This window comes from Lysinibacillus sp. JNUCC 51, from assembly GCF_015999525.1.
Lineage (GTDB): Bacteria > Bacillota > Bacilli > Bacillales_A > Planococcaceae > Lysinibacillus > Lysinibacillus xylanilyticus.
In genome coordinates, this window is sequence record NZ_CP065545.1 from 3,317,785 (window position 1) to 3,343,519 (window position 25,735).

Annotated in this window: 22 protein-coding genes, 1 other RNA gene and 2 pseudogenes; 14 read left to right on the forward strand and 11 right to left on the reverse strand. The window is 34.8% G+C overall.

Annotated elements, in window-relative coordinates; translation table 11 throughout:
- Positions 1–13: 13 nt before the first annotated feature.
- Positions 14–328, reverse strand: a complete 315-nt coding sequence (locus tag JNUCC51_RS15965) for a carboxymuconolactone decarboxylase family protein (protein ID WP_337988845.1) — start codon at positions 326–328, stop codon at positions 14–16.
- Complete coding sequence (locus tag JNUCC51_RS15970; protein WP_337988846.1) at positions 321–740, reverse strand: tautomerase family protein; 420 nt, start codon at positions 738–740, stop codon at positions 321–323. The genes JNUCC51_RS15965 and JNUCC51_RS15970 overlap by 8 nt, the downstream gene beginning before the upstream one ends.
- Positions 741–852: 112 nt before the next feature.
- Between JNUCC51_RS15970 and JNUCC51_RS15975 the strand changes: the two genes are divergently transcribed.
- Positions 853–1,728: a LysR family transcriptional regulator gene (locus JNUCC51_RS15975; protein ID WP_337988847.1), complete on the forward strand. Its 876-nt coding sequence runs from the start codon at positions 853–855 to the stop codon at positions 1,726–1,728.
- Positions 1,729–1,877: 149 nt separating this feature from the next.
- Here the strand turns inward: JNUCC51_RS15975 and dltD are convergent, their stop codons facing one another.
- The 7 genes from dltD to JNUCC51_RS16010 form a co-directional block, all read right to left on the reverse strand.
- Positions 1,878–3,053 (reverse strand): D-alanyl-lipoteichoic acid biosynthesis protein DltD, encoded by a 1,176-nt coding sequence (dltD, locus tag JNUCC51_RS15980; protein WP_337988848.1) that lies wholly within the window; start codon positions 3,051–3,053, stop codon positions 1,878–1,880.
- The gene (dltC, locus tag JNUCC51_RS15985; protein ID WP_049669004.1) at positions 3,050–3,283 is read right to left on the reverse strand and encodes a D-alanine--poly(phosphoribitol) ligase subunit 2; all 234 of its coding nucleotides are present in this window, start codon (positions 3,281–3,283) and stop codon (positions 3,050–3,052) included. The genes dltD and dltC overlap by 4 nt, the downstream gene beginning before the upstream one ends.
- Before the next feature lie 49 nt (positions 3,284–3,332).
- A complete protein-coding gene (dltB, locus tag JNUCC51_RS15990; RefSeq protein WP_337988849.1) occupies positions 3,333–4,496 on the reverse strand; it encodes a D-alanyl-lipoteichoic acid biosynthesis protein DltB in 1,164 nt (387 codons plus the stop codon).
- Positions 4,493–5,965: a D-alanine--poly(phosphoribitol) ligase subunit DltA gene (dltA, locus tag JNUCC51_RS15995; protein ID WP_337988850.1), complete on the reverse strand. Its 1,473-nt coding sequence runs from the start codon at positions 5,963–5,965 to the stop codon at positions 4,493–4,495. The genes dltB and dltA overlap by 4 nt, the downstream gene beginning before the upstream one ends.
- Before the next feature lie 18 nt (positions 5,966–5,983).
- Positions 5,984–6,121 carry a teichoic acid D-Ala incorporation-associated protein DltX gene (locus JNUCC51_RS16000; RefSeq protein ID WP_049669007.1) on the reverse strand — a complete coding sequence of 46 codons (138 nt, stop codon included), beginning with the start codon at positions 6,119–6,121 and terminating at the stop codon, positions 5,984–5,986.
- A 650-nt stretch (positions 6,122–6,771) separates the two neighbouring features.
- The gene (locus tag JNUCC51_RS16005) at positions 6,772–8,412 is read right to left on the reverse strand and encodes an alkaline phosphatase (RefSeq protein ID WP_337988851.1); all 1,641 of its coding nucleotides are present in this window, start codon (positions 8,410–8,412) and stop codon (positions 6,772–6,774) included.
- A gap of 230 nt (positions 8,413–8,642) precedes the next feature.
- Entirely contained in the window at positions 8,643–9,905 is a 1,263-nt protein-coding gene (locus JNUCC51_RS16010; RefSeq protein WP_337988852.1) for a transglutaminase domain-containing protein, read from the reverse strand.
- 338 nt (positions 9,906–10,243) lie between these two features.
- Here JNUCC51_RS16010 and secG point away from each other — a divergent pair, with 338 nt between their 5' ends.
- The 12 genes and pseudogenes from secG (at position 10,244) to JNUCC51_RS16070 (ending at position 20,704) form a co-directional block, all read left to right on the forward strand.
- On the forward strand, positions 10,244–10,471 hold the full coding sequence (secG, locus tag JNUCC51_RS16015; RefSeq protein WP_053593102.1) for a preprotein translocase subunit SecG: 228 nt from the start codon (positions 10,244–10,246) through the stop codon (positions 10,469–10,471).
- A 107-nt stretch (positions 10,472–10,578) separates the two neighbouring features.
- The gene (locus tag JNUCC51_RS16020; protein WP_337988853.1) at positions 10,579–10,953 is read left to right on the forward strand and encodes a hypothetical protein; all 375 of its coding nucleotides are present in this window, start codon (positions 10,579–10,581) and stop codon (positions 10,951–10,953) included.
- A gap of 389 nt (positions 10,954–11,342) precedes the next feature.
- On the forward strand, positions 11,343–12,089 hold the full coding sequence (locus JNUCC51_RS16025) for an alpha/beta hydrolase (protein ID WP_337988854.1): 747 nt from the start codon (positions 11,343–11,345) through the stop codon (positions 12,087–12,089).
- Between the two features lie 37 nt (positions 12,090–12,126).
- Positions 12,127–14,664 (forward strand): ribonuclease R, encoded by a 2,538-nt coding sequence (gene rnr, locus JNUCC51_RS16030; RefSeq protein ID WP_337988855.1) that lies wholly within the window; start codon positions 12,127–12,129, stop codon positions 14,662–14,664.
- A gap of 371 nt (positions 14,665–15,035) precedes the next feature.
- Positions 15,036–15,503 carry an SsrA-binding protein SmpB gene (gene smpB, locus JNUCC51_RS16035; RefSeq protein ID WP_049669013.1) on the forward strand — a complete coding sequence of 156 codons (468 nt, stop codon included), beginning with the start codon at positions 15,036–15,038 and terminating at the stop codon, positions 15,501–15,503.
- Positions 15,504–15,759: 256 nt separating this feature from the next.
- Positions 15,760–16,115, forward strand: a transfer-messenger RNA (tmRNA) gene (gene ssrA / locus JNUCC51_RS16040).
- Positions 16,116–16,278: 163 nt separating this feature from the next.
- A complete protein-coding gene (locus JNUCC51_RS16045) occupies positions 16,279–16,473 on the forward strand; it encodes a hypothetical protein (RefSeq protein WP_337988856.1) in 195 nt (64 codons plus the stop codon).
- Between the two features lie 254 nt (positions 16,474–16,727).
- Positions 16,728–16,964, forward strand: coding sequence for a hypothetical protein (locus JNUCC51_RS16050; protein WP_337988857.1), 237 nt, complete (start codon positions 16,728–16,730; stop codon positions 16,962–16,964).
- A gap of 2 nt (positions 16,965–16,966) precedes the next feature.
- Complete coding sequence (locus JNUCC51_RS16055; RefSeq protein ID WP_337988858.1) at positions 16,967–18,229, forward strand: hypothetical protein; 1,263 nt, start codon at positions 16,967–16,969, stop codon at positions 18,227–18,229.
- Between the two features lie 196 nt (positions 18,230–18,425).
- Positions 18,426–18,554: pseudogene (locus tag JNUCC51_RS16060) on the forward strand (GMP synthase (glutamine-hydrolyzing)); the annotation flags it as partial.
- Between the two features lie 252 nt (positions 18,555–18,806).
- Complete coding sequence (locus JNUCC51_RS16065; protein ID WP_337988859.1) at positions 18,807–19,865, forward strand: DNA-methyltransferase; 1,059 nt, start codon at positions 18,807–18,809, stop codon at positions 19,863–19,865.
- Complete coding sequence (locus JNUCC51_RS16070) at positions 19,862–20,704, forward strand: NotI family restriction endonuclease (protein ID WP_337988860.1); 843 nt, start codon at positions 19,862–19,864, stop codon at positions 20,702–20,704. Before JNUCC51_RS16065 ends, JNUCC51_RS16070 begins: the two co-directional genes overlap by 4 nt.
- 207 nt (positions 20,705–20,911) lie before the next feature.
- Here the strand turns inward: JNUCC51_RS16070 and JNUCC51_RS16075 are convergent, their stop codons facing one another.
- Complete coding sequence (locus tag JNUCC51_RS16075) at positions 20,912–22,402, reverse strand: DNA/RNA helicase domain-containing protein (protein ID WP_337988861.1); 1,491 nt, start codon at positions 22,400–22,402, stop codon at positions 20,912–20,914.
- A 30-nt stretch (positions 22,403–22,432) separates the two neighbouring features.
- On the opposite strand from JNUCC51_RS16075, the pseudogene JNUCC51_RS16080 reads away from it, so the two are divergent.
- Positions 22,433–22,760 (forward strand): annotated as a pseudogene (locus tag JNUCC51_RS16080) (hypothetical protein); the annotation flags it as partial.
- Between the two features lie 43 nt (positions 22,761–22,803).
- On the opposite strand, the gene JNUCC51_RS16085 reads toward JNUCC51_RS16080, so the two are convergent.
- Positions 22,804–25,398 carry a tetratricopeptide repeat protein gene (locus JNUCC51_RS16085; RefSeq protein ID WP_337988862.1) on the reverse strand — a complete coding sequence of 865 codons (2,595 nt, stop codon included), beginning with the start codon at positions 25,396–25,398 and terminating at the stop codon, positions 22,804–22,806.
- Positions 25,399–25,735 lie beyond the last annotated feature (337 nt).

Here is a 25,735-nt window from a genome sequence, read left to right on the forward strand (position 1 = left end):
TGATACCATAGAGTCATTTATTACTTAGTATTACGTTTAATGCTGCAGCTGCTTTAGGCCATCCAACATAGAAGGCTAAATGTGTTATCAAAGCAATAATTTCCTTTTCATTGATTCCATTTTTTTTAGCCAATTGTAGATGGAATCGTAGTTGTTCAGTATTACCAATACTAATTAGAGAAGATAGTGTACATAAACTTCTTTCTTTTGATGTTAACGAAGGATCTCTCCATACTTTTTCGAATAATATGTTTTCACTGTAATCAACAAAATCAGGGGCAATATCCCTCATCTTTTGGGGGATATTGGATTCGATACGATCATTCACTATATTTTTCCTCCTTCGTATTAACCATTTGTGCTATCCCTTGACCAAATGACCAGTTTTCAGCTGGTGACTCGTTTAATGTAATAAAAATATCAGTTGTAGAGATTTTTAAATGATGAAAAAAAACTTCCGAGATGGATTTATATAAATTCCTTTTCTGATTTATTGTTCTTCCCGGAGCACATGTAATGGAAATATGTATCATTTTATCGGTTCTCTTTTTCTCCCCTTCTAAGAGATAATCTGGGTCATAAAAAAATTGATTAGATGGGTAGGGTAAACACATGTGAAAATAATCATCTTCCGGAACATTAAAATGTTCAATTAATGAGTGATGAATACTATTGCTCACCTTTTTTAAGTCCTCTTTACTCAATAGATCTTCTCGATAATAAATATGGACAAACGGCATATATATTCACTCCCTTTCTTTATAACTTTATTTTACTTCCATGATTTTGATTTGTATAATTGAAAATAAATAACATTATTATCAATAAAACCGATAAAGATGAGGTATTAAAATGGAAATAAAAGAGTTAAATACTTTTAAAACAATCGTCGAAGAAGGAACTTTTTCACTTGCGGCAAAAAAATTAAACTATGCTCAGTCAACCGTGACAACACATATAAAAAAACTTGAAAAGGAACTTGGATTTCTTTTATTTGAACGAGGGTGGGATGCCAGGTTAACAGATGAAGGTATTTTATTTGTAGAGGAAGTAGATAACTTGTTAATGCATTGGGATTATTCAATAACTCAAGCGCAACGAATAAGCAAAGAGGAGAAGGGAGCATTAAAAATAGGGCTATCAGAATCTGTAGCCAAAAGATTAATCCCGTCTATATTAAAATATTTAAACAATGAAAAACCGTACATACATTGTGATTTTGTCGTAGGACATACAGCGCTTTTATCACAAATGATAGATCAAAATAAGATTGATTTTGCTGTTTGTGGAAACAACCAAAAAAGTTCCAATATGAATTTCACTCCACTTTGTAAAGAAGAAATTGAATTTATTGTAAACAATCCTCAACATCCAATATTAGAAAAAGAGTCTGTTGAAATATTAGATATCATAAACTACCCTATTTTAATTGGAGAGAGTAGTTGTTATTATTCCCAATCTGTAAATGCTTTTTTATCAGAAAACAATTTATCTTTTAATAGAATCTACAGTTGTAGTGCATTACATCTCATTCCACAAATGATTTTTGGAAATGCAATAGGCATTATCCCTAGGGGAACTAGTTTAGAACAAAGTAATATATCATTGAAGGTTAATGGATTTGATCCCAAAATGTCTATAGGATTATTAATTTCTTCTAAAAAAAGAAACTATTTGAGCCATACCAAACAACAAATTGTGAAGGTGATTGAATCGTCGTTACAATAAATAAAAAGTGAACTACATCCTCCGCTTATGTTGCCACTGCCGCTGCGTAAAAAAGCTCTAAACATTGCATTTGCCCTCAAAGATAAAAAAGAGACAGTCTTCAGTGATTAACACTTTAGACTGTCTCTTTTAACGAGAACCATGCACTATTATTTCTGTGCCCAATATTTGTCTAGCTCTTGGTCTAGATATACCCAGCCCTTCCATGCAATATGAATCGTATCCATAATGAAATAAGGATCATAGTCATGGCCTGAGAAATCAACAAATGGAACACCATTATCAGTCAACATTTGGTTCATTTTTTCGTAATATTTTTCACGACGATCAGCAGGATATTCAGTGTAGTCATACCAATGACCGTTTACTGGAATAGAAACGAATAGAGGCTTTGCACCAGCATCTTTTAAAATATCAATTACAAGCTGTAAATCCTCATATTCAGGTGAAGTCGTATAATCTTCTTTTTTGCGCATTCCTTCAAACTTTTTAATATTAGCATTTACAAGACGTTTATAAAATTTGTTTTCAATCATTAAATCGTTGGAAACACGTTTTTCGCCATATTTTTCGGCATTTTGTAGTTGTTGCTCAAACGTTTGATCTACAACTAGTTTGTCATTGCTCTTTAACTTACTTCCCTCTCGAGGGAATAGAGAGTAATACAAATCTTTTTTCTCTAAAAGTGCCTTTTGGATATGGCCGGCCATCATTGCAAGTCGCCCGATGATTGGTTTTTCCTTACCACCAGATAATTTATATTCATAAATTGTTCTTAGCAGGTCATCACGGTTTACAGTATCAAATTCAAGCAGGCGTTTCATTCCTCGATTTCGAAGATCTTCGTCAATGTCTTTATTGTATGCTAAATCATAAGCGTGCAACATCGAATAGTTAGGAGAAAAATGTAATTCATTCATTCCCTTTTTCGTAAACCATTGTGGGGAAATGATGAAAACAATTTTCTTATCCTTTAAATTCTTTTCCTGTGCAGCAAAATTTAAAAAGTGTGTAATAGACTGCATTCCACCACGCCCGACCATAAATGTCGTATACGGAGCATTTGTCGCTCGAGCATAATTATAAGGGTGGAAAGGATCAAAACGGTTTAATTCTGAGGAGCCGTATAAAGGCATTGTATTAGGCTCCTGCAACATCCGCTCCTGGAAGTACATCCCTTGGAACACTAACGGAGACATACTAGTCTTTGCCTGCTCTACATCTTTATCTGAAATCCAAGCTTGTATCCAGGAATTAGGGAAGAATATAAAGGCGGCAAAAAGAGCAAAAGCAACTAATAATGATAGAAAGCCTTTCTTAATCATTGTCTTTCAGCTAATTCCGCTGCAATACGATTTGGCGTGTTCCATTCCTCACGGTTGAAATCAGTAATTGGTACTGAGATATTAAAACGGCTTTCAATTTCCACTAATAAATTAATTGTACCGAATGAATCAAGAAGTCCTTCTTCAAATAAATCGATATCTTGGTTTTCTAAAATGATATCGTCCTCGCATAACTCTACTAACATTTCTAATACTTGTTGTTTATCCATAATATAAATCTCCTTTATTGTTTAGGCTGCGTTATTAAAGAGCCATTTATTAAAATAATGTTCCTGAAAAAATATAGAAACCAAAGCAAATAGCGTTAAATGTGATAAATACGCCAATTGCGTGAGTCCATTTATTTTTTGGCCAAATCTTACGCTTTTTATTCCAACGTTCAAATTTATCAAAGCAAATAATTAATAAGGCATGGTAGAGACCATAGACAACAAAGTGTAATTCTAATCCGTGCCAAATACCCATTAAAAAGAACAGTAAAAAGAAGCCAAGATAAGAAACTGTATATTTGTTTTTAATCCATTTTTTCTTTGTCATCCAAAGCACGAAGCGCATATAAACATAATCCCTGAACCAGAATGAAAGACTCATATGCCAACGGTTCCAAAAGTCTTTAATATTGCGACTCGAGAATGGACGGTTAAAGTTAACTGGCGTTTGGACACCCATAATGCGACTGACACCAACAGCAAAAGCACTATAACCTGCAAAATCGAAAAATAAATAAAAACTATACATATACATATACGCTATTTGCCCTTGAAAAGGTGTCAAATAGTTATAAGTTTGACTTGGTAAATAGATAAGCGTGTAATTGTATATTAAATAAGCCAAAATAAATTTATATAAAAAGCCTACAAATATACAATTTATCCCACTTAACAGCAGTTTTTGATAGTCTTGACCAGACGGCACTGTGTGCAAATCTTTATAAAAGCGTCTCCAACGATCAATAGGTCCCGAAGATACTGTTGGGAAGAACAGTAAGAAATAAGCAAGCTCAACTGCTGAAATTTTATCCTTAATTAAGCCATCGCGTGTTTCTAAAATCATTTGTACCGATTTAAATGTAATATAGGATACCCCTAAGAATCCAAATAAATGATGAAGGCCAAGCATTGGCAGAACCTTCACAAGTACAAGTGGCAAAATGGACAGCAGTACAGCAATTACGAATACGGACGTGCTATTCTTCTGTAATCGATATTTTTGATAAACGACAATTAATAATATCTGAAATACTGTAAATAGTATTAAAGAAATTGAGCCATTAAGGGAGTTACCAAAAATAAGAGCTAATACGACAATCGAAATAAAGATATTATAGCGTTTAGCTGATTTCCCACGTAGACCTAAAATAACGGTTGGCATTAACAGAATACCAATGATGATGAAAAAAACTATATTTCCATAAGGCGTCATACTGTTTCCATAACCGCCAATCCTTTACGATCAACTTTACCATTAGTATTTAAAGGTAAAGTGTCAATGTATTTGAACGTTTTTGGAATCATATAAGATGGTAAATACTCTGCTAACAACGTTTTAAGCTGCTTCGTCATTTTGAAGGCAGAGTCTGTCAATGGCTCGCGAAGAACAACAAATGCACTTAGTGAAACAATCTCATCATCTTTTGAAACAGGTATAATAACACAGCTAGCAACAGGTGGGAGATTGCCAATTTGCTTTTCAATTTCCTCGATTTCTAAACGATAACCGTGTAGTTTAACCTGGAAATCTTTTCGTCCTGAGAAGAACAAATAGCCATCTTTTTCATAACCAACGTCGCCAGTTTTATAAATACGTTGATCCCCTATTGTAGGGAATGCTTTAAGTGTTAAATCAGGCGCACCAAGATAACCTGCACTTACAGTCGGCCCAGAAATAATAATCTCACCATCTTCTTGCAAAGATAGATTAGGCTCAGATATAGGTGCGATTGGTAATTGGTCAAATTGCTCCAAAAGCTCCTTTGTAACTTCTACATAAGATACGGCAACGGTTGTTTCTGTAGGACCGTATAAATTAAAAATAGAAGCTTGTGGGAAACGCTGCATTAATTCTTTAGATACGGATACTGGTAAAACCTCTCCGCAGAATAAAAACGTATTTAACGAAGGCATTAACGCTTGATCCCATTCTTTGTTCATTAAACACATCTTCGCGAAGGAAGGTGTAGAAGTCCAAACACGAATATCAGATGAAGCTAATGACTCAAATAAAGCTTTTGGATTAGCAATTTGCTCTTGCGTAATAGCGAAAAGTGTTTGCCCACTAACGAGTGCAGGATATAAATCCATCACAGATAAATCAAAGGAATAAGGTGCTTGATTTAGAAATACACCAGACTCCTGTAAAGGGAAATGTTCATGCATCCAAGTAACAAAATGTGCTAAATTATCAGCTGTAATTTGAACACCTTTTGGCTTACCAGTAGAACCAGATGTGTAAATAATATAATGAATTTCTTGATCCTTAACCCAAGTTGAAGGCTCTGTCGGAATGCTTGTTGCTTGAGCTACTAAATCACTTACTTCCACTACAGGAATTGCTTGATTTGAGTTTAATGTTTCAGTTTTAAGTAGCAAACAAGCCTGAGAAGCTTCTATTATAATTTGTAACCTTTCAGACGGTGTAGAAGAGTCAACCGGTACATACGGATGACCTGCCTTTACAGCACCTAAAAAGGCAACGATTTGTAAAGGGGACATATGCCCGTAGACGACGATAGGTTGTTGTCTTTTTAAATCAAGTGCCATTAAATATTGCGCTACACAATCAGAAAGATGCCAAAGCTCATCATACGTTAAGGAATCACTATTAGTTTGATATGCAGTTTTATGTGGATGCTGTTGTGCCACTTTTTGAATAGCCTCTAAAATACTTAACATAGTTTATATCTCCTTTTCTTAAAATTCCGTATATATAAATGGTCCCGCGTTCATATCATGGAAGCCATGGATAAGAAACAAGAGCACTAAAATGATGAAGTAAAATAACGTAAAACCAATAAAACGTAAAACCTCATTATTTTTAATGGATTGCATATGTCCACCTCCAATTAAAAATGAAAAAAGATTATAACCTTGTAAATATATAAATAAATAGATATTTTTTCAAGTTTTTTCTAAAAATTAATTTTACACCCTAATATTTTTAACACTGTTTTGACGGATTGTAGATAAAAATGTTGCTAAATTTCTAGATATTCATAAAATCATAAGATAAATTTAAGGTAAAATTAAGGTTTTGGAAAACGTGACTAAAATGAAGGGAAAAAATGAATCTATATTTCACCCCAATTGTATTTTACTAAAATTATAATCACCTTTATTATCGCTGTTTTTCCGCTTCAATGGTACTTAAGAAATCCTTAAATTTTGTAATAGGACATTCGAAGCAATCGATTTTCTCGTTACATTAAGCATAACTAATGAAAGTAAAATCAAAGTAAATTGAACGAAAAATATTGGTATAAATATGGCGAGATGCAGAAGGGGATCACCAAAATAGAAGCTGCAAAAATGTTAAGCAGATGATGGAAGTGGTATTTTTTGAGGACTGTTGCAAAAACAAATTTGAGCAAAAAGAAAAGTGCCACCATCAAGTTAACCATCTCAACTTAAGATAGCACCCTTATTTATATCCCATTTTAACCACCTTAAAATACAGCAAAAGCTTGTGGACAAAAAATCCCTTATTTGATTACATTTAAAACTTTTTTAGAAACATAAAACTCAGTACTGTTGTAGACATTGATTGTGTCAAAGGTATGTGTTTTTGCTGTCTTATTTTGTTCGTATATTAAAATGTTCTTATTAACAGGGAGTGTAATGGTTACATCCTTTTTTTGTGCAATAAATTTAGGGTTTTCTTTATCGGTTAAGTCAATTTTAGATGTGTAGCCTTTTTCAGTGAATGCTTTTGTTGCTGGTATATATAAATCATTTGTAAGCTTATTTAAATCGAAGCCCATGAACTTTGCCATCGCATGTGCTAAATCCGTGTTTTCCACAAGGCCTGTAATTTTAGATGGTCCGAATGAGTATAAAAATACATCATCACCAGTGTGCCCGCCGGTTGTAAAGCCAATGTTAGCACGGTTGGCAAGCATTTTAACCATTTCTTCTCCGGGGTCTTTAGCTAATTGTAATGTTGCAAGCTCGTCCACAGATAGATTATCTAATCCATAAAGTGCAGCGACTTCTACAATATTTGAATTATCTTCATTTAATTGGCTTAGTGCACCTTCAATTGTCATTTTAGCTTTCTTCAGAGGATCGATATAGGCAGATACAGGTGTGTTGGGATAAGCTCTCGTCGTGTTGGCATTCCCCATTGATATACCACTATTACCGTGGTCTGTAACAGCAATGACCATAGTATTGCCATCTTTTTTTGCAAAATCAACCGCTTCCTTGACTGCAGCATCAAACGATAAAATCTCGCTAATCATGCCAATAGTGTCATTGGCATGAGCCGCCCAGTCCACTTTACTGCCTTCTACAAATAAGAAGAAACCATCTTCATCCTTTTTGAGCGTATCTATAGCTTTACTAGTCATCTCAGCAAGAGTTGGCTCGGATGCTCTAGTTTTGGCACGATCTATATCGTAGGCAAGGGCACCTGGAGCAAAGCTTCCCCAAATTTTTGAAGCTTTACTTTTAAAGAGCTCATTACGTGTTTTAACGATGTCGTAATTTTCTTCCTTAAGAACATCCACTAAATTCTCGCCATCTTTACGAGCATTTTTGGTTGTACCGGGTACCAATGATTCTAAACCGCCACCTAATACGACATCAATGTTTTGATAAACTTGCTGCTCAGCGATGTCATCATATTGGCTTCTATGATTCACATGCGCAGAAAAGCCAGCTGGTGTAGCATGCTGAATTTCCGAAGTGGAAATCAATCCAGTTGCCTTGCCCTGTTGTTTAGCCCCTTCTAAAACATTAGCTACAGGTCTATAAGCATCTTCTTTCGCAATTTGCTTTAGCCCTGGTGAATTAATAACGGATGGTAGGACACCGACAAATTTATTATTTGATTTATGTCCAGTTGCTAACGCAGTAGCCGCAGGAGCAGAGTCAGTAATGGCTGAATCGGCAGAGTATGTACGCACGCCCCCCGATAAAATTTCATCCATCGCTAAGCTTTGACCTTTGTACCAACGAGAAAGTGTAACGGCATTATTACTACTACCATCCATCACGAGCATAATAACATTTGTTGGCTTCTTCACTTGGGATGCTTGTACTTGCGGCTGAGCGATACTAATCGACGATAAAGCAATAGCACTTGCTAACAACAATGAACTCCATTTTTTTGAGTATTTCATGACTTTCCTCCTCAGGGTCAATTCACAAGTAAGTGTAAAGGAAGGTGTAAAGCTACGATGGATTAATAGGGGATATTGCAAAAGCGTGTGGTTGATTTCCGTTCCGACTAGGCGCTTTCCTTTAGGCTCATCTTTAACCTAATACCAAAGAAGTCACCTAGTCTTCACGAAAACTAAAGACTGAATGTGAAAATAAAATCTGATTTACTATTTATTGATTGAAGCATGGGCTATAAATTTTGTGAATGTTTTTCACCGTCAATGGTTTCGTATAATAAAGCCCCTTTATCATTAATGAACAAGTTTAGAACCTCTTCCTCTAATAACACTTCTTCTGAGCCATCGTTTATAAATATCTTTGTTAAAAAGCCGGCATTATCATAATCACTGCAATAAATCGCATCGTCAACAGCCGCCAAGTAATAGCAAGATGTTTCCGTAACTTGTCTGTTTTGTTTTGTTGCTAAATCATAGGCGTATACCTTGTTATCGGTCATGCTATTATAATAAATAACGTTGCCAACAGTATCTTCGTACCACATATCATGCATAAAATCGTAGGCATTACTTGTAGCAGCAAAATAGTTTTCATTTGCCCATATATGATCTTCACTTAGTTTCTCGTCATTCACTAAAAAATATGCGTAGGAAATAGCATATGGTTCATCAGGATTAACATCATTCCAAGTCGTGTCAACATGATACCAATCACCATTAACATTTACTAAATTCCATGCATGAAGCTGATTATCGCTATAGCCATATACATATTTAGCATCAATACCGGCCGCCAAAAATAAACGATAGGCTAATAGTGCATAAGCTTGGCAAACACCAGTTTCTTTACTGATTAATTCATAAACGGATTGTCCCTCTGACGCATCTTCACCTGAATAAGTGGCTAGTTGTACTACAAAGTCATTAACGGCTTTAGCACGATGAAAATCATCCATGTCATTTGTAATAAACTTATTTGCGAATTCCTCCACAAAAGCATCAATTTTCTTTTCCTTCTTGGAGTCAGTTAAATATGTAAAATCAAATTCTACCTCGAAACCATCATTTACTTCCCATGCTTCCCAGCCTAAATCTTTGACGTATCCTGCTGTGTAAGGATTTACGAAATTAATTATGTTATAAATATCATTTAGTTGTTTTTCAAATGTATCCCAATCTAAATTGCCTCTATACGTTACTGTAAAGTTTGGATCAAATGTTGATATATGTTTCTCAACTTTTTTTGAAAATTGAAGTAAAGCAGGATCTTCCTTAAATAATGTCGTTGAAAAAAGATCCTCAGCAGCAAACTCAACTGATTGAGCTTTACTAGTAGGTTCCTTAAGATTTATAGAAATTTCTTCATCTGATTTAGGTGCCTCTTGTGATTCAGGCTCCTCTTCTACTAAAACTTCGACGATCTTGATAGCGGCTGAACAAGCGCTAAGCATGCTTAAAATAATAAGTAAAAAAATCAGCAATATACTCTTTTTCATATTTCCTCCCATTATAATTACAATTTAAATTTATCACTAAAACGTGGGGGGATTTCCGCGCTTTTCCAGGTGGCGTCCGATGTGCCACTAATCCCCAAGGAGTTACCCGGCACCGACTCTATCAATTTATATGAATGCCATATGTTTTGAAATTTTAGTGATAAATACATTTTTAACTATTATAGGATAATATGGTAGGTGTGTGGTATGCTAATTTAATAGAAAAACTAACTGATAGAGGGAAAATGAGGGCGTTTATTAATCTCAGTTTGTCAAGGGAACCTTTTTTTGTTATAATATGATATGTTGTGATGTTCGAAGTTCGGGAGGTGCAGTGAATGCATACAGTAGTATTAGTTTCATTAGTTATCGTATCAATAGCGTTGATCGTTGTAGTATTACTTCAATCTAGTAAAAGTGCAGGCTTGTCAGGTGCCATCTCGGGTGGAGCTGAACAACTATTTGGAAAGCAAAAAGCACGCGGAATGGATTTAATCCTTCACCGTGTAACAATTGTGTTAGCAATATTATTCTTTATTTTAGCACTCGCTATTACAAAAATCTAATAGTTGAAGATATGTCGCCTAACCTTTACTGGTTGGGCGTTTTCTTTTATGGTACTAATTATTTGGATGCCAATACATAGTTAGTTCAGTAAAGTGAATACCCGCGCGTGGCAGGGATATACTCGCGGAGGCGAGCCGAATACTCGCGCGTGGAAGGGAAATACTCGCGGAAGCGAAGCGAATACTTGCGCGGGGTAGGGAAATACTCGCGGAAGCATGGCGAATACTCGCGCGGGGCAGGGAAATACTCGCGGAAGCGGGGCGAATACTCGCGCATGGCAGGGAAATACTCGCGGAAGCGGGGCGAATACTCGCGCGTGGCAGGGAAATACTCGCGGAAGCGAGGCGAATACTCGCGCGGGGAAGGAAATACTCGCGAAAGCATGGCGAATACTCGCGCGTGGAAGGGAAATACTCGCGAAAGCAAGGCGAATACTCGCGGAAGCGAAGCAAATACCCGCGAATCACAAATTGATGGATAGAATTCTCAAAATCGTGGATAGAACCATCAAAATCGTGGATAGAACCCCCGAAGTCGCGGATAGAAGAGCCGATATGATGGTAGAAACCCCGAAATCGCGGATAGAAGAGCCAAAAAGATGGATAGAATCCTCGAAATCGTGGATAGAAGAGCCAAAATGATGGATAGAATCCTCGAAGTCGTGGATAGAAATCTCAAAGTCGTAGATAGAAGAGCCAATATGACGGATAGAATCCTCAAAATGCCAGAAAGACCATCAAAATACTAAAAAGACCCATCAAATTAACCAATAAAACCTCATAAAATAAGTAACAATCGCCAAAGCTTTTGAGGAAGCTTCATGATGGATATAATGGTAATAGTATGTATGTGGATGAAGGAGAGCTCGCAATGAAAAAATCGTTATCACAGCCTTTTTTCTTTCAGGCAGGACCTAGAGCAGTTTTGTTATTACATGGGTTTACGGGAAGCTCGGCGGATGTGCGGATGCTTGGTAGATTTTTAGAGAAAAAAGGGTATACTACATTAGCACCTCATTATAAAGGTCACGGTGTGGAACCTGAGGAACTTATTACAACAGGTCCTGCTGATTGGTGGCAGGATGTCGTAGCCGCGTATAAACAGCTGCAGGATGCGGGCTATGAGGAGATTGCTGTTGCTGGCTTGTCATTGGGTGGTGTGATGGCTTTAAACGTTGCGCTTAATAACCCAGTTAAAGGTATTGTGACAATGTGTTCCCCAATGACGATGCGTACAACAGATGTTATGTTTCAAGGTGTACTAAAATATGCAAGGGACTATAAAAAGTTCCAAGGTAAAGACGAGGAGCAAATTGAAGCTGAAGTTGCTTTAATTGCTGAAAAGGGCATGCCATCTCTACAAGAGTTGCGAGAATTTATTGCTCGGACTCGTCAAGAAATTGACATGATTTATGCACCAATTTTTGTCGTACAGGCGACAAATGATGAGGTAATTGAGACAGAATCTGCCAACATTATATATAATCAAACTGAGTCACTTGAAAAACATATCAAGTGGTATGAAAACTCAAAACATGTTATTACGTTAGACCAAGAAAAAGATCAGTTACATGAAGATATTTATCGCTTTTTAGAAAGCTTAAATTGGGCACAATAAAAATATAATTAGTATTTTCTCATGAAGGAGGGAAATTATGAAAGACCAGAAAGATACACTACAAAGTCGTTTACTCGATTTTTTCAGTGCAGAAGAATATAAACCATTAACCGTTGGCGAAATCGAGGAAGTATTTGGTTTTAAAGATGCTGACGAATTTAAAGAATTAGTGAAAACGTTAGTACGTATGGAGGGGCAAGGCTTAGTTGTGCGTTCTCGCTCCAATCGTTATGGCCTACCAGAGCGCATGAATTTACTTCGAGGTAAATTTATCGGGCACGCGAAAGGCTTTGGCTTTGTGACACCTGATATTGAGGGAATGGATGATGTTTTCATTCCACCGCATGAAATAAATGGTGCAATTAACGGCGATATAGTTTTAATACGTGTTTTAAAGGAATCGTTCGGTGATCGTCGTGAAGGTACGGTGACAAAGGTAGTAGAGCGTGGACAAACGAGTTTTGTTGGAACGTTCCAAGCAAATCGAGGCTTTGGCTTTGTTGTTTTAGATGATAAAAAACTACCGATGGACATTTTCATTGCTAAGGGAGATACATTAGGTGCAGTCGATGGGCACAAGGTTGTCGTTGAGATTGCTACTTGGCCAGAAGATTTAAAATCAGCAACAGGCTATATTACTAAAATTTTAGGGCACAAAAATGATCCAGGTGTGGACATTTTATCTATTTTATATAAGCACGATATTCCACCTGAATTCCCAGAAGAAGTAGTTGCTGCTGCGCAACGTGTGCCAGATGAAATTACAGAGGCAGATTTAGAGGGCCGCCGTGATTTACGCCACGAAACGATTGTGACAATCGATGGAGCAGACGCGAAGGACTTGGATGATGCTGTAACCGTAACGAAAAATGTAGACGGTACTTATAAACTTGGCGTACATATTGCAGATGTTAGTTATTATGTAACACAAGGCTCTGTAATAGATATTGAAGCTTATGATCGTGCGACGAGTGTATATTTAACAGACCGCGTTATTCCAATGATTCCGCATCGATTATCAAATGGTATTTGTTCATTAAATCCACAGGTTGACCGTCTAGTACTGTCTTGTGAAATGATTATTGATGCAAATGGTAATGTGATTTCACATGAAATTTTCCAAAGTGTCATTAAAACAACTGAGCGTATGACATATAGAGACGTTTACAAAATTTTAGAGGAGCAGGACGCAGAGCTAATTGCCCGCTATGAGCCACTAGTACCAATGTTTAAACATATGGCTGAGCTATCTAACATCTTACGTACTAAACGTGAAATGCGTGGTGCAATTGACTTTGACTTTAAAGAATCTAAAGTAATCGTGGACGAAGATGGATGGCCAGTAGATATTGAATTACGTGAACGTACAGTAGCTGAAAAGTTAATTGAAGATTTCATGCTAGCTGCCAACGAGACAGTAGCAGAGCATTTCCACTGGATGAATGTACCGTTCCTTTACCGTATTCACGAAGATCCAAAGCCAGAAAAGCTACAACGCTTCTTTGAATTTGTCACGAATTTCGGTATTTTAATTAAAGGTACAGGAAACACAGTGCACCCTAAAGCGCTACAGGATGTATTAAAGGCCATAGAAGGAATGCCGGAGGAGCCTGTTATTTCAACAATGCTTCTACGCTCAATGCAACAGGCAAAATATTACCCTGAAAGCTTAGGTCACTTTGGTTTATCAACTGATTTCTATACACACTTTACGTCACCAATTCGACGTTATCCAGACTTAATCGTCCATCGTTTAATTCGTACGTACTTAATTAATAAAGATACATCAAAAGAAACAGTTGCGCAGTGGAGTATGGCTATGGATGAAATTGCTGACCATACATCAGAGCGTGAACGCCGTGCTGTCGATGCAGAGCGTGATACAGACGCACTGAAAAAAGCACAATATATGTCCGATAAAATTGGTGAAGAGTTTGAAGGTATCGTTTCGTCTATTACTAACTTCGGGATTTTCGTGGAGCTGCCAAACACGATTGAAGGACTTGTCCATATTAGCAATATGACAGATGACTACTACCGCTTTGACGATCGTCAAATGATGATGATTGGTGAACGTACAAATCGTCAATTCCGTATTGGTGATGAAGTTACAGTTCGTGTAGCAAATGTTATTATTGAGGAGTCATCGATTGACTTTGAAATCGTAGGAATGGTAACGTCTTATGGACGAACTCGAAAAGCAGCACCTACTGTTATTCACGCACGCAAAAACTATAGCGACAACAAAGGTGGTCGTAATGGTCGCAGAGGTGGTCGCAACGAGGAAGAGCGAGGTGGACGTGGCAGTCGCGGTGGTCGCAACGAAGAAGAACGAGGCGGACGTAGCAGTCGCGGTGGTCGCAACGAAGAAGAGCGAGGCAGACGTGGCAGTCGCGGAGGTCGCAATGAAGAAGGACGAAGCGGACAAGGAGAACGACGTGAAAACGACCGTGATCCACGAGGACGCCGCAAAGATGGCTCAAGCCCAGGCCCTAAAAAAGGCGTGAAGCAAAAGCAAAAGTTCTACGAGGGCGTAGCCAAGAAAAACAAAAAGAAAAAACCAAAACGTAAATAAAGTAAAAATATAGGTGAAGGCACCATTAGCGCTTTAAAGCAATTTGAAGCAGGTGCTTTCACTTTATCAATAAAAGCAGGTAGAGCCTGCTCAACCTTTAACTTCTTTCAGCAGAAGTCTCCTACCTCTATAGGTGGTGTGATGAATGCCGGATTTAAGTTACTTTTCAGCGGGTGTCCAAACAGAAGCTGAAATATAGGAACTCAGTCTAAGAACGCCACGTCCTGTGGCAACGACTGAGTGACCAACATCATGTTGGCCTAAAGCCTCCGGCGGATGTCACGGATTCGGAAAGGAGTTCTTTGTGCAGGCACAAAGGCGAATCCAGACGCAATTATGCCGAGGCATAATTGATGAAGAGGGTGAATAATATGGCAAAAGGTACTGGTAAAGTATTAGCACAAAACAAAAAAGCCGGGCACGACTACTTCATTGAAGAAACAATCGAAGCGGGCATGGTGCTAACAGGCACAGAAATTAAATCCATCCGTGCAGGAAGGGTTCAACTAAAAGAATCCTATGTACAAATCCGAAGCGGTGAAGCATGGATCAACAACATGCATGTCAGCTCATTCGAACAAGGCAACCGCTTTAACCACGACCCACTACGCGCCCGCAAGCTACTGCTTCATAAAAAGCAAATCGGCGAGCTAGTCGGTGCCGTAAAACGTGACGGCTACACAATCGTCCCATTAAAAATGTACATTAAAGACGGCTACGCCAAGCTGTTAATCGGCGTCGGTAAAGGTAAAAAAGATTACGACAAACGTAACGATATGCGCAAAAAAGAAGCAAAACGCGACATGGAACGCGCCTTCAAAGCAAAAAATCAAGATTAATAGATTGTTAGAAAGCTCACTATTTTTGGATGGTGAGCTTTTGTATTTGGACGGATAGATTATGAAATAAGAAAATCATTGTGAGCTAGCCAATTTTTTCTACTATGGCAGGACACTTGAACTATAGCAAGATTTGTTTTATAATAAATTTACTGAATGCCAGATTACATGGAAGCGTACTTTTAGCTCCCACCGTACTAGATTAAATTCTAGCTCCTTTACTTGAACGAGGCTACGTGCTTCGATTCATATTCAAGGGGACGTTACGGATTCGACAGGGATGGTTCAAGCTTTGGTCGCGCGTCGGAGGTCTCGGCTCCGTCATCAACGGAAGTTATATAATAACTGGCAAACAACAAAACTTAGCTTTCGCAGCGTAAGCTCTTAAGCGCTCTGCCTCTCTATCGCCCATGTAGAGAACGTAGGGCCCAACTTTAGTGGGATACGGTCGGTGGTGCCATCTGAGTCACCGGCAAGAGATTTCCAGATTAGCGTACAGGACGCCTGTTTGTCGGCATAATGTTACGTGAATCGTAAATAGGCAAACTACACGCGTAGAAGCTGAAGTATTGGAGTTTCTGGACGCGGGTTCGACTCCCGCCGTCTCCATACTTAAAGTGGCCGTAAATACAGTCATATCAACGTTTTTTAGACTAGGGATATTGAACGGGAGTTGAACTCTTGGGCAATATCCCTTTTCTTATCCCTACGGAAAATTAGCATATTGGAGCTTGTTTAAAGACCTTCTGATAAAACATATTAGGAGGTTTTTTCTATGGCAAATAGAAAGCGAAAACACGGCATATTCGCGGTAAATAGTGAAGTAGTATTGTTATCGAGTAGTAAAGGTGAAGAGAGAGACGGTACGCACATTAGCATTGCACTTGAGACGGTTTTTAAACAAATGCGTATAGCGGGGAATAGACCGCGCACGATTGAAAGCTATGAATACATCTTTAAACAGTTTTAACAGTCGAGTTGAGTATTGCGGAGCGATATTAGAAGCTGCTAGACAGTAATGTATATTTAATTTGGATAAAGGATGGGGGAGTATTTCCACAAATTTGTGGGAGTGAAGTTATGAAATGTATATGGGTAGGCTGTTTCACACAGTTAACTGAATAGTATTTAATCGATGCGATAATATATTTTGGTGAAAAAGGAATTTTTGGATGTGAATATAGTATAATTATAGGTAATATTTAGTAAAAAGGGGTTGAGAATATGGGCATAGGTTCTTTTGCGGCATCAGTTCTTGCAGGTATAGTTGCTACTTTAATTTTAGGTACGACAGGTTATAAAATCATAAATAAAAATAAACAAAGAAATAAAATTAATAATTCCTTTAATACAAATTCAAATAATAACACTACTAATAACAACCATTTTAATGATTCATCTCAACAAAATAATGCTGAACAAATTACTATCAATCAATCTATAAAAGAGAAGGATGATTAAATTTGTTAGATAAAATTAAAGCAAGTATTAAAGAATTAAAGTTTTTTAAAAGTAATACTGAAAATCGTTTTAATGGACATGCTATGCAAAATAATGCCAATGAAATTCATCAACATTTTATGGACCCTAGATTACTAATGAATCAATTAGTATCAGAAGGACAGTATAATTTAGCAGTTGATGTATTAAAAGATGTTACTAAAGCTTTAGAAAATAGTCATCCTTTAGCTCCCAAATACTATTATGATGTTAGAAAGTTAGGAGATAAAATATTTTTAACATCTAAACCCGCTAACGAGGTAGTTGCTCAGGAAAATCCCATAACTTATAGAGGGAAAATGACTATATCTGATGAAGGATTTAGACCAGAAATAGGCATCGACAAATATTTTTTCCAGCAATCCCTTAGAAATATTCCTATTAAGGTACGTATTGATTCATTAGAAGAACTTATAGGCGGTGTTATTATAGACAATCCCTTGTCAATTTTAGATTCATTGGGAGAGGGTTTAAATACAAGTGTCATGCCTAATAGTGACAGACCTATAATTAAAGCTAAAATGAGTATGAAACGGGATAATAAATTTAAAGTTATTATTGATTATTTGGAGATGCAACTTACTGATTATGATGCTGTGAATGAAATTTTAACGATAAGTAATATGAATCAACAAATTGCATATTTAAATATTGAGCTTAAAATCCCTATGAAAAATATTTCGATGGATAATGAAATGCTTGAGATAATTGGTATGAACTACAATATTGTTTTAAGAGATGAATATTGTTCAACAGTAGAAGGGGAGCTGTTTTTCTTAGAATTTTTAAGTTTAGCTGAAATTTCTGATGTAGTTCAAATATGGGACATTGAGCGGAATAGATTAATATGTGAAGGGACTGGTAAGCAAACCAAAGTCGGAAGTTCTAAAATAAGTGAGTACGATACACAAATTAAAACACTTAAAATGTTAAAATCAATGGAAGATAAATATAGTGTTAAATTTATGCTACCAGAAAAGATAGAGGAAGAGGAACAAGAACAACTATTACATCTGCTAACGATTGCATGGGAATCTAAAGAAGTTGATTTTCATGTTACGGATTTAACTGCCTCTGTTAGTGATAAGCAGTCGATATTAAATATGGTCGAAATTATTGAAGATAATGAAGAAAGTATGTTTTCTATTGAATCTACACAAACTATTTCAGGTGAACTATTTGGAGTTAATATTGAATGTAGGTCGAAGAAAATTTTGATATGTTAATGCTTGAGAATTTGCCTCTTATAAAATCTAAAGTCGAGTTCTTCGAAGATGGAGAAATGATGAAAATTTCATTTACTCCTCATAAGAAAGCTAGAGCTTATAAAATAATAAAAATAGTAAGTATAAGTTGATTAAATTCCCAATTCCCAAATCATAACAACTACTTTACAATAAAAAAATGTAGTATTTTATCGGTGATTGCCCACGTATCCCTTACGACGTATTAGAAAAAATCTCTGTACGTATCGTCAACGAAGTAACAGGCGTTAACCGCGTACTGTATGATATTACTTCTAAGACACCAGTAACGATTGAGTGGGAATAAAGTAGTGACACTTTATAACACTGAAATCGGTGATTTTACGCCATTTAGCTAAAACTCAAACGACGTTCAGAGACATAAAATCATTTGGATTGTCTCCAAAACTGTCTCCAAAAATCCTCTCACTGAATGATTGTCGGTGGGGGGATTTGGCATATTTTGAAGAAATAATGAAAGAATTCCGACACATGAATGTTCCTTTAATCTATCGGTGATCTATTATATAATAGATTGTATTAGAAATGGGGTAGAAAAATGGAAGATAATACTTGTGAATTAGATCGAGTGCAAGACTATCTTTTGGGTGAAGATGTTGAACCTCTATTTATTCAAGACGATTCCTTGAAAGTTTTGAAAGCACTACCGGAAAATTTGATAGACTGCGTTATTACCAGTCCTCCATATTGGCAAAAACGTGAATATGAAAACGGTGGTATCGGATTAGAAGAAAGCCCACAAGAGTTCATCGATACTATTTTGTTGTTTACCAAGGAGATAAAGCGAGTTCTAAAAAACGAGGGCTCGTTTTGGTTGAATATTGGGGATTCATATAAAAACAAAAACCTTCAAGGAATCCCTTGGAGGATTGCGATAAAAATGATGGACGAGCAGGGATGGATACTGAGAAACGAAATCATCTGGAATAAAATCAAGGGAGGGATGGATAATTCTAAGGATCGACTAGGAAGCAGCCATGAACCCCTCTTCCATTTTGTGAAGGAAAAAAAGTATTACTACGATGTTGATTCCATTAGGACTAACCCTAAGCAAACTAAAGTTGTTAAGGGAGCAGTGGTTTCTGCTACTGGTGTGACTGGCGTGAAATATAAACGACAAATTGAGCTTTCAACCACATTAACGGAGCAACAGAAAAAAAATGCTCTTCTAGCACTTGAGTCAATGATTAACGACTTGAACGAGGGTAAAGTTTCAGATTTTAGAATGGTAATAAATAAGCAACAACGGACAACACATTCAGGAAGCACGAAACTTTCTGGACGGGCAAAAGAATTGGAAGAAAAAGGTTTTTACTTCTTAAAATACAATCCGAAAGGAAGCAAGCCTAATGATGTTTGGGATATCCTCCCAGAAGATACACAAAGAAAGGATTCCCATTCTGCGCCTTACCCAGAAGATTTAGTAAGAATCCCGATTCTAGCGACGTGTCCGATGAATGGAGTCGTGTTAGACCCCTTCTCAGGTACTGGAACGACTAGCTTAGTTGCATTTCAAAATGGGAGAAAATCAATCGGTATTGATTTATCTGCGGAGTATATCGAAACTTCGAGAGAAAGGGTTAATTTATTAGTATGAGTAAAGTAAAAGAATTATTTGGATATTCCACGAAAGATAGCTCAATCAATTGGGCTGAAGTTGTATCACAACAAAAATGTCCGTACTCTGGAAAAAAATGCTACAAGATTCGAAAGAGTGAGCCAAACATCTCTATTGGAACCTGCACCGTTGAATATGGGGGAAAAAATGTGATGATTTGTCCGAATCGTTTATTAGAAAATAACCAAATATTTCAAGATTGCATTCATTTAATGCCTGCGCATGAAATTGGCAATGAGTTGTATTTAGTACCAGAAGTACAAATTCCTTCTGGAAATGTTGATTTCTTTCTTGTTTCAGTAAAGAGAGAAAAGATTGTTGATTTCGTGGGTATTGAATTACAGACTATGGATACGACAGGAACGATTTGGAGCGAGAGGCATAAAACTTATAAAGAACTTGGTTTGTTAGAGGATGATATTGCAATTCCCAAAAAGAATTTTGGAATGAATTGGAAAATGACAGCAAAAACAATTTTGATGCAAATGCACCATAAGATTGAAACTTTTGAAACCCTCAATAAACATTTAGTATTAGTCGTTCAAGAACCTTTATTGTCTTATATGGAAAAGGAGTTTAATTTTTCTCCATTTACAAAAGCTAAATCAGAAGACTCCCTTCACATTCATTCATATGACTTAAACGAAGGTGAAATTAAATATAAACTATCTTTCAATAAGACAATTAGTACAGACGCTGATGGGATGGCTGTTGCGATTGGATACCAATCTGAGAATAATCTGGAATTAGATCAAATATTATCCATTCTTTACCCCAAATTGACTGAGGCAACAAAATTACAAATAGGAATCAGATAAAAACTAATGGGATTGGAAAGTAAGTAATAGGGATAAAAAGAAGAAGGCGCGAATGAGAATTCGTTCCTTCTTCTTTTATTTGGTGCTAAATTTATAGCCTTTAATAACTTCTAACTCAATTACCTGCACTCTTTTTAGAATGTTATTTAAGGTAAATAAAAGCAACCTGTCAGTCTGTGATGTGAATTATAGTATTTCTTTATTTCTTTATTTTTTATTTAATATTTTTAGACAATATTTATATAAATCAGTATTTCCAATTACAATTAGTTTAATTTTTAATCTTGCACGAGTAAGTATCTGATACAACATTTTATCTAAATTATATCCAGGTGATTTAGGTACTGGTCTCGATTCTAACAATCCATGCTGGTTATAAAAAAAGGTTTGATCTATAACACCCACAATATTATCGAATTCTTGTCCAATTATTTGATGGGCATTTTCATTAAAATCAAACTGATATTTATCATAAGTTAATTTATCATAAAAAGATCCAGTATAATTAAATACCTCCCAATTTTGATCTATTAAAAACCTTGTATGACTTTTTGCTAATTCTAGATTATTAAAATAAATTATTTCTACATTAGGGTAAATCATATTTTGATTATATTTACTTTTGTCAAAAAGGTTATTAATAAAACTGGACAATTCTTCATTGATTCTTATGTTATTAGTTAAAGTGAAAATTTCCGCACCTAACTCTTCCTTTATTACATAAGGTATTCTTCTTTTAAACTCTGCATTCGAAAAACATTGTTTTTCATCAAAGGAAAAAATACAGATTCTGTTATTTTTAATAATCTCTTTAACTAATAAATCAAACTGGTTACGTTTATTTCTTTGACATTCATCAAAGATTATCACTTCATATTCACCAATTTTATTAATAAAAGAGTGAAATTCTGAAATACTTTTTATTTCCCATCCAGTCGTAGTATTTAATTTTCTTTGTCCTATATTCAACTCACCACAGTGTATAATTAATACTCTTTTTCCATCATTAATAAATGTATTAGCTAAATCATACGTTAACAAAGTTTTCCCAGTACCGGGACCTCCTGTAATTCCTACAAAACTATATTCAATACTTTCACTACAGTTATCTATAATAGCCTGTTTAATACCACTTTGTCGCTCTGTTAAAATATACTTTTTATCTAAAAATTTTTTATGTGAGTTAAAGGGGGACACTAAAAAGTTCTTAGGAGTAAATAACTCTAACAAATTTATTTTGTCAAAAATGTCTTGTTCATTTAGTTTTCCAATTAATACATCTAGCGAAACTTTCTCAAAATTATTTTCATCATCTAGTGTATAGAGTTGTTTTTCATCTGCTACAAATGTAAAACAGTATGTTGGTAGCCCTAAGAAATTCAAATAAAACTTATGTTCAAATAATTGCTTTTTAGCTTTCTCTTCTTTTAAGGTACGTTTTAATTCAATATTAACTATACTTTCTTTACTAATTCTTAATAAATCAAACTCACAATTAATTTGTGGAATTTTAAAATCTACAAAAAAGTTATCTAAATTATAAAATTGTTTTTCATAAAAAAGTTTAGCTAATTCATTTAAGTCATCCACTTCACTTTCTTTAAGCGATATCCCAAACGTTTCCTTAGCCTTTATGTATATTTCTTTTTCAAAAGTATTTTTAACACTTAAGAGTGAATATAAATTAATTGGTTTCATATACTCTTCCTTTCTTAAATCTAGAATATTAATAGCGATAAGAAACTTAAGCACGACAATATCTCAACGAAAACTTGTCCAGATTGCCGTAAGCCGATGCTTGAAGTAAATGGTGATAATAGGAAAATGTTTGTGTACCAAGATCGTAAGTGTGGTCATCGTAAAAATGTCGGCGTGTAACTAATGCTCGTTGCCCACAATGAAAGAAAAAGACAAAGTGGATAAACGTAGTGTTCAGAAGTACATGAAACAGCAGGAGAAGGAAGCAGAGCCAATTAATAATGCATTTTCGGATTTACTTAAAAATAATATAATAAGCAAAAAGTATTTCGAAAAGCTGCTTCAAATATTTACATAAAGTAGCTTTTCGAAAGAAATTTTCAGTTAAAGGAAACTTAGATTTAAGGATTTGTAATTAGGCTATTTAACGTAATTGCTCCAAAAATATAGGAATGATTAAATGGACGGAAAGACTTTTCCATACTGTTGAATAAATTTACTTTCTTGTTTCGAATATTTTCATCATCAATATTCTCTAAAATATTTATAAGTTCTTCTGCAGTTAATTCATATAAACCTAGTAGAGCTTGATTGAAAGTCTTATATAGGTTCTTTTCAATTTTATATATTTTGAAAAATAAATATGAAAAGACATATGGAACGATATCAATAATTGGCCAATTAAACGAAATTACAACACTCTTTTGATTTAATAAGAATAACAATGGAAAACTAATTAATTCGTTAGTTAGGTAAGTTTTTTTAAATGCCCTATCTAAACTATCAGAAGAATCACACATGCTTAATAAGATTAATTGGTAGTCATAGTTATGGAATTCATTTTGAATTTTAGCAAATGATAAAGAATTCTCAGATAGAGGCCCTGACATTTTTGAAAATATTGGATCAGTATAACTTGATATAGGGAACCCATGAGATGCAAAATGAATAAAGTCAGCATCCTTAACTTTTGTAAAATCAACCCCCTCCCGAATGTCTAACATAGTTATGCTATCAAATATAGAGTTCCCAGATAATTTTACTTCAGGTTCTAGTAGAGGGAGTTCTTTAAATGGTTCATATATACCTATGTATTTTTTTATCTCTTTTTTGAAAACTTTATACTCATAAATTATTGGCGAACTATATAATTTAAAATCACTAGACTTCAATAAATGCCTATACGTTGAAGAATTCATTAACAAAGCATTAATAGGAAGTAATTTTAAGTTTTTGTTTTCTGCATTTATTATGGTAGAATTTGTTTCGAATAAATTTATTATTTCTTCAAATGTAAATTTATAAGCTTCTACTAAATCATTCAAATACCCTTTAAATTGATTAAGAGAATGGTATTTCTGTTGATATTGTAAAATACTTCTTCTAAATTCTATATAAGGTTCTATAGGTAATTGAATATTTTTTACGCCAGAAGAATTCAAATAAGTAATTAATATTTGTCCATTTGAGATATTAGAAAATAAAAATGAATAATTATTGTTTTTAATTTTGGCTAATAATTTTTCAGAGATTTTTAATGCATTGGCATCTTGAAAAGGTGAGTTTAAAGAATGCTTTTCAATAATAGATTTAATAATTATGTTGAAATCATTCCAGAATTTAGACGTTACTGGAAACGAGCTGTATTCTTCAAATGGATCATCATATTTTTCATGATAATAATATAAAAAAGGTATGCCTTGATTTTTTAAACTCTCATATGCTTGTGTTAAGTTTTGTTTATCTGTCTGAGAAATATATTCTAAGGAATTAATATTACTAATCCAATTAAATAGACTCATCCAATCTGAAGAAGCATTCATTTTTAAAAATGTAAATACTAATAATATAGAGCCGATTTCTTCTTCTAGAAAGGATTCTTTTTCTAACAGGTTTAAAAAGGTTTTTTCAATTCTTTTAATATAGTTTTCTCTATAACCTCGTCTATAATGCAATCTAAATATGTTCTCTAAATCTTCTTCAATTTTTTTTATTGCAGATTCAAGATACTTTAAACTTCTAGTATATTCCTTTAAGAGATAATATGTATTGGCAGATATAAGGTGAAATTCAATTGCAACATCAGGATTTTCATTTTCAAAGTATGTATAATCAATTTTCTCATATATATATCTAACCTTCTCTAAATCTTCTAATTCTCTATAGCAAACAATTAGATTTAAATAAATTGTTTGTTGTAATTTATAATCTATATCCTTTTCAATTAGTTCATTATAAATTTGTATTGCATCTTCTCTTTGCCCAATCCGCATTAAAGAAGTAGCAAGATTATTTAGAAGTTTTAAAGGTATTTCCGAATTATCCCTATTATACAAAGACACGGAAGACTGAAAATATTTAGCAGCATTCTCAAAATCTTTTTCTAAATAACTTACTAGTCCTCCTTCAGCATGTATTTTTGCCATTAGTTTTAGATCCCCTATTTCTTCAGCTGCTTCTTCAGCTTCTGAAAGAATACGATAAGCAGATTGAAATGCACTATGTGATGCAAAGATGCTTGCTATTTTCAAAGAGATGTTCACTGCATTTTGATAATCATTTATTCGGTAGGAAAAATAGACGATCTCTCGTAAAAATAATATTTTCGTTTCAGATGGGAGAGAAGTAGAATACTCCATAAAATACAAAATAAGTTCACAGATTTCCTGACCTGCTTCTATACAGTTGTTTTTAATAGAAGTATTTAATATTACCGATAATTCGGCAGAAAGTTTTAAGTATTCTTTTTCAAAAACATAACAACTAAATTTTCCGCAGTTCACCAATACTTTTAGTTCTTCATGCTTAGTTTGTTCAAGATAAGATATTAAAATATTTATTAGAGGTAAGGTTTTTTTTGAATACGCATTATCAATTGTCCAAGAAATAAATTCTAAGCATTTTTCAGGAAAATCCCTCGTGTTTATAATATTAGTCAAGGTTTTTTTGAAAGATTTAGTATTTCTTAATGCTGAAGAAATTAATGAATTTGACATATAATCTGCTCCTAAACACATTTAAATTTTTATAACGAAATATTTTATATCAATATCTAATATAATAACATTTATGTGGAAAATATTGCATGTTAGTTTGCGAAATAAGAAACGAGGGATTATTATAACAAGAAGTAAATTGATACAAGATCTTGTAAGCTATTAATTTGAACAATCTTTATTATAAAGCTACACTTTCTTCATATTGTACTCTCATGAAAATAAAATCTCTGGCACTAAAAAAGTCCATACTAAAATAAACGCGACCTTTATATTCAAAAAAATGGTAGCGCCTAAATAGCAATCTGATTTTAGATTGTATTAGGAAGCACCAAGT

Excerpts from the sequence above, each read along its gene's own strand:
- JNUCC51_RS16085 (WP_337988862.1), bottom strand. The coding sequence starts at position 25,398 with ATGTCAAATTCATTAATTTCTTCAGCATTAAGAAATACTAAATCTTTC.
- JNUCC51_RS16075 (WP_337988861.1), bottom strand. The coding sequence starts at position 22,402 with ATGAAACCAATTAATTTATATTCACTCTTAAGTGTTAAAAATACTTTT.
- JNUCC51_RS16000 (WP_049669007.1), bottom strand. The coding sequence starts at position 6,121 with ATGCAATCCATTAAAAATAATGAGGTTTTACGTTTTATTGGTTTTACG.
- dltB (WP_337988849.1), bottom strand. The coding sequence starts at position 4,496 with ATGACGCCTTATGGAAATATAGTTTTTTTCATCATCATTGGTATTCTG.
- JNUCC51_RS16010 (WP_337988852.1), bottom strand. The coding sequence starts at position 9,905 with ATGAAAAAGAGTATATTGCTGATTTTTTTACTTATTATTTTAAGCATG.
- secG (WP_053593102.1), top strand. The coding sequence starts at position 10,244 with ATGCATACAGTAGTATTAGTTTCATTAGTTATCGTATCAATAGCGTTG.
- dltC (WP_049669004.1), bottom strand. The coding sequence starts at position 3,283 with ATGGATAAACAACAAGTATTAGAAATGTTAGTAGAGTTATGCGAGGAC.
- JNUCC51_RS15970 (WP_337988846.1), bottom strand. The coding sequence starts at position 740 with ATGCCGTTTGTCCATATTTATTATCGAGAAGATCTATTGAGTAAAGAG.
- dltA (WP_337988850.1), bottom strand. The coding sequence starts at position 5,965 with ATGTTAAGTATTTTAGAGGCTATTCAAAAAGTGGCACAACAGCATCCA.
- JNUCC51_RS16045 (WP_337988856.1), top strand. The coding sequence starts at position 16,279 with ATGGCAAATAGAAAGCGAAAACACGGCATATTCGCGGTAAATAGTGAA.
- rnr (WP_337988855.1), top strand. The coding sequence starts at position 12,127 with ATGAAAGACCAGAAAGATACACTACAAAGTCGTTTACTCGATTTTTTC.
- dltD (WP_337988848.1), bottom strand. The coding sequence starts at position 3,053 with ATGATTAAGAAAGGCTTTCTATCATTATTAGTTGCTTTTGCTCTTTTT.
- JNUCC51_RS15975 (WP_337988847.1), top strand. The coding sequence starts at position 853 with ATGGAAATAAAAGAGTTAAATACTTTTAAAACAATCGTCGAAGAAGGA.
- JNUCC51_RS16070 (WP_337988860.1), top strand. The coding sequence starts at position 19,862 with ATGAGTAAAGTAAAAGAATTATTTGGATATTCCACGAAAGATAGCTCA.
- JNUCC51_RS16005 (WP_337988851.1), bottom strand. The coding sequence starts at position 8,412 with ATGAAATACTCAAAAAAATGGAGTTCATTGTTGTTAGCAAGTGCTATT.
- smpB (WP_049669013.1), top strand. The coding sequence starts at position 15,036 with ATGGCAAAAGGTACTGGTAAAGTATTAGCACAAAACAAAAAAGCCGGG.
- JNUCC51_RS16065 (WP_337988859.1), top strand. The coding sequence starts at position 18,807 with ATGGAAGATAATACTTGTGAATTAGATCGAGTGCAAGACTATCTTTTG.
- JNUCC51_RS16050 (WP_337988857.1), top strand. The coding sequence starts at position 16,728 with ATGGGCATAGGTTCTTTTGCGGCATCAGTTCTTGCAGGTATAGTTGCT.
- JNUCC51_RS16025 (WP_337988854.1), top strand. The coding sequence starts at position 11,343 with ATGAAAAAATCGTTATCACAGCCTTTTTTCTTTCAGGCAGGACCTAGA.